The organism is Microcoleus sp. B5-D4 (genome assembly GCF_036705145.1).
Lineage (GTDB): Bacteria > Cyanobacteriota > Cyanobacteriia > Cyanobacteriales > Microcoleaceae > Microcoleus.
Genome location: NZ_JAUBTV010000176.1, coordinates 1 through 2,991, shown reverse-complemented (window position 1 = coordinate 2,991; position 2,991 = coordinate 1). Strand labels below are relative to the sequence as shown.

At 41.7% G+C, this 2,991-nt stretch carries 3 protein-coding genes; all 3 read right to left on the bottom strand.

Features of this window, described 5'->3' with window-relative positions:
* Window positions 1-136: 136 nt before the first annotated feature.
* Window positions 137-1,723 carry a relaxase/mobilization nuclease domain-containing protein gene (locus tag QUB10_RS33975; protein WP_333207517.1) on the bottom strand — a complete coding sequence of 529 codons (1,587 nt, stop codon included), beginning with the start codon at window positions 1,721-1,723 and terminating at the stop codon, window positions 137-139.
* 50 nt (window positions 1,724-1,773) lie between these two features.
* Window positions 1,774-2,175 carry a plasmid mobilization protein gene (locus QUB10_RS33970; protein ID WP_333207515.1) on the bottom strand — a complete coding sequence of 134 codons (402 nt, stop codon included), beginning with the start codon at window positions 2,173-2,175 and terminating at the stop codon, window positions 1,774-1,776.
* Between the two features lie 408 nt (window positions 2,176-2,583).
* On the bottom strand, window positions 2,584-2,712 hold the full coding sequence (locus tag QUB10_RS33965) for a hypothetical protein (RefSeq protein WP_333207514.1): 129 nt from the start codon (window positions 2,710-2,712) through the stop codon (window positions 2,584-2,586).
* Window positions 2,713-2,991: the final 279 nt, after the last annotated feature.

Genomic DNA, 2,991 nt, shown 5'->3' with positions numbered 1-2,991 from the left:
GTGATAAGTTCATTCACCTGTGTGGCTGGCCCGCTCGGCAAGGCACATCGACGGCGCTCGCTATGTCTGCCGAGTGTCCGATAGTCTAAAAATTCCTCAGTTGCGTAAGTCGTATCAATTTTTAAAGCTGTAAAAGTTAATCCAGTTCGATATCTTGGGTGCGCCGTTTATACTGTTGGTGATTTTGTTGAAAATTTTGCTGTTCTTGCTCAATTAACTGTATCCAGATATCATTCCAACTTGACGGTGGATTGACAAGTTCTGCATCCGGTAGTAGCGCGAGCGCATTTCGAGCGAGCTGAGAATTTTCGGCGATAGCTATAATAACGCTATCGAGTTCTTGTAAGAATTGTGCAGGCAGTTGTGAAGCTCGTTCAATTCCTAGGTAAAGTGTCGCTGGTGCTGTTGCAGAGTTTTCCTGTTCAATAAGCAAAATTGAAAGAACTTCGATTGGGTTACAAGCAATCACAGCTCGCTCAATTTCTCCAGTAGTGGCTACCCAGAAAGCAGCTTCAGATGAGAGGGGATGGGTTGTAGTAAAGTTGCCTCTTTCATCTAGAACAAAAGCGAACCTGGCTTCCCCCTCAAGTGTGCGTGCCGTAAAGACAGCCTTTTCTGAGCGATTGGCATACAGCCAAGAATGAGAGTGCAATAAATCGAGTAACTCTAAAGGTAAACTGTACTCGACTGCTAGATGCGATCGGGCTTTTTGCCACTGAGTTTCATTCCTTTCAGGCAGGATTGACAGTTGTAACTCTAACTCATTTGCTGTTGCAGGAGTTGCAGGCGCGGTTGTTTCTAGCTCAGATTGTGACAACTCTAACTCATTTGCTGTTGCAGATAGGGTTGCTGCTAGCTCGGCTTCTGACGACTCTAACTCATTTTCCTCTGCCTCGCCAGGGGCAATAGCTAAGTGTTGTGGCTGCATTAAAGCCTCAATTAGGGCGTTATCTCGCCCTTTGTCATAGCTAACGCCTCGATGCTTCTGCAATCCAGAAAAAGTGTAGGCTTTACCCAACTGAGTGCCACTTAAAGCGACTCCATCTAAATTGTAAGAAATGCCTTTACTGAAGTCAGTTCGAGTCAATCTGACTTGCACCTCTACGGCTTGTTGCTGCAACCGCTCAACGAATTCTGGCATACTTGGGTTGTCTTGGGTAACTTCATCAATTAGGTCTTGCAATTGCACCCTGACGCTCTTGTTTCCCTTGCTTTTTAATTGCCTGTGTTCTCCTGTAGTCTGAGCTCGCTTGTCTGTTTCCCAACTGGGTGTAACAGTTTCCAGGTTGTAGTTCCGTTCGAGCTGGCGAATTACTTCTTGGCTTTTGTAGTAATCCCAGCTATCATCAACAACACTTCCATCTAGGCGAATGCGACTGGCGACGATGTGGATGTGGTCGTGTTCTGTATCGCTGTGCTTGACAACTGCGTATTGGTTGTTGTCAAATTCCATCGCTTTCATGTAGTTGGCTGCAATCGCCAGCCAGCGTTGGTCATTTTCTTCAGAATCTTCTAGTTTTTCGGTGCTATCGACAGATAAAGTGGCGTGAAAAACTGCTACTTTCAGGTTAGGTCTTAGTTGTCGGGCGATGCCAAATTCAGCAGCGAGTTCTTCAGGAGTTTGTCCGCACATAGTACCGCCAATTAGAGTGGCGTCTTTTTTGCCCAGCACGTAGTTCAGACAGCCCCGAAAGCCTGTACCTTTGATTTGTTTGCCAATCATAACCGTTTCGCAGTAAGTTTATTACATCGATTGCTCAGGCTTGTTAAGAATTAGCGAACTGTAGAATTGGTGAGGTTTGTAACTATTGCTTTAATAGCAGTTTGGTTTTGTTGAATGAGGTGCTGTACGCTTTCTAAGAGTCCTCTATTGACAATAACGGGTTCTCCCAATACCACAGCACTATTGCAAGCTTTAGCAATCTGATTGAGGTTGTTTCCGGCAACTCTAAGTTGGGCATTAATTTGGCACAAAACTTGATAGGCTTTCAAGTCAAATACAGTTAGAGGGCGTGGCATGGCTCTTTTCAAAGCTGCACGACGGATGAAGTCGCTCATACTCAAATTCACTTGGTTCGCTAATGTTTGAATTTGGCTATAATCCGAGTCTGTTAGGCGAATGTGGATATGGTTTGATAGCCGTTCTCTGGGTCTTACTTTCAGTAAAGTTTTCATAGCTTTTAATCAGTAAAAATCTATTGCCAAGATACAAGTTAATAACTGTAATCGACAAGCGCTATTCAGGTGAATTTATATCCCCCAATTGGAGAGGGCTGTTTAGACAGTTTATTAACGTAGAGATTGACTATAATTTCCTTTATTTGTATAAAATAGTGGGTTGAGGTGCGATCGCACTTGAATAAGTGATGAGTTCGTTGAATTGCTTTTGAAGCATTTTCTCCCTCTAATTTCTTATAGCTGTATAATATTCAGCTTTAATTGTAGTACAAGTAGTTACAGTTGTCATTAAAGCTTAAAAAAGTATTAAACCCGACCTTACGGTTAGGCTTCCGTAAAAGGAGGGTGCATTATTTCTATTTCTGCACGTAAAAGTGCGATTTGTGATCACAAAAACATTGCTTGCTATCGCTCATCTCTGCTTTTTTCCTTGGTTTCCCAGCTTGCATAAATTTGAGTTTTTGTGAGTTTTTGTGAGTTTTTTGCTGCAAATACTGCTTCGACTTCAGCTAATAGTTCAAGCTGAGTTTGCATACTTTTACTCAAAAAAACTCACAAAAAATCAAATTTATGCAAATTTATGCAAAAAAAATCATGGAAACTCAGTCTCAAAAAGTTAATTTTGAGGTTTTTTCCTGTCCCGGTACACTTAATATCAATTTAACAATTTAACAGCAAACTCTACAATCCTATTTTAAGCAATTGTAGCAGAGGCAAAGCGTGCTCCCGCACTTTTGTAAGTAGTTAAGCAAAATTAATTACATAATTATCTCCAAATTCTTTAAGAATTTTTTCTACAGATGAAACAAGAGA

Coding starts and splice junctions, on each gene's coding strand:
- QUB10_RS33975 (WP_333207517.1), bottom strand. CDS start 1,723: ATGATTGGCAAACAAATCAAAGGTACAGGCTTTCGGGGCTGTCTGAAC.
- QUB10_RS33970 (WP_333207515.1), bottom strand. CDS start 2,175: ATGAAAACTTTACTGAAAGTAAGACCCAGAGAACGGCTATCAAACCAT.
- QUB10_RS33965 (WP_333207514.1), bottom strand. CDS start 2,712: ATGCAAACTCAGCTTGAACTATTAGCTGAAGTCGAAGCAGTATTTGCA.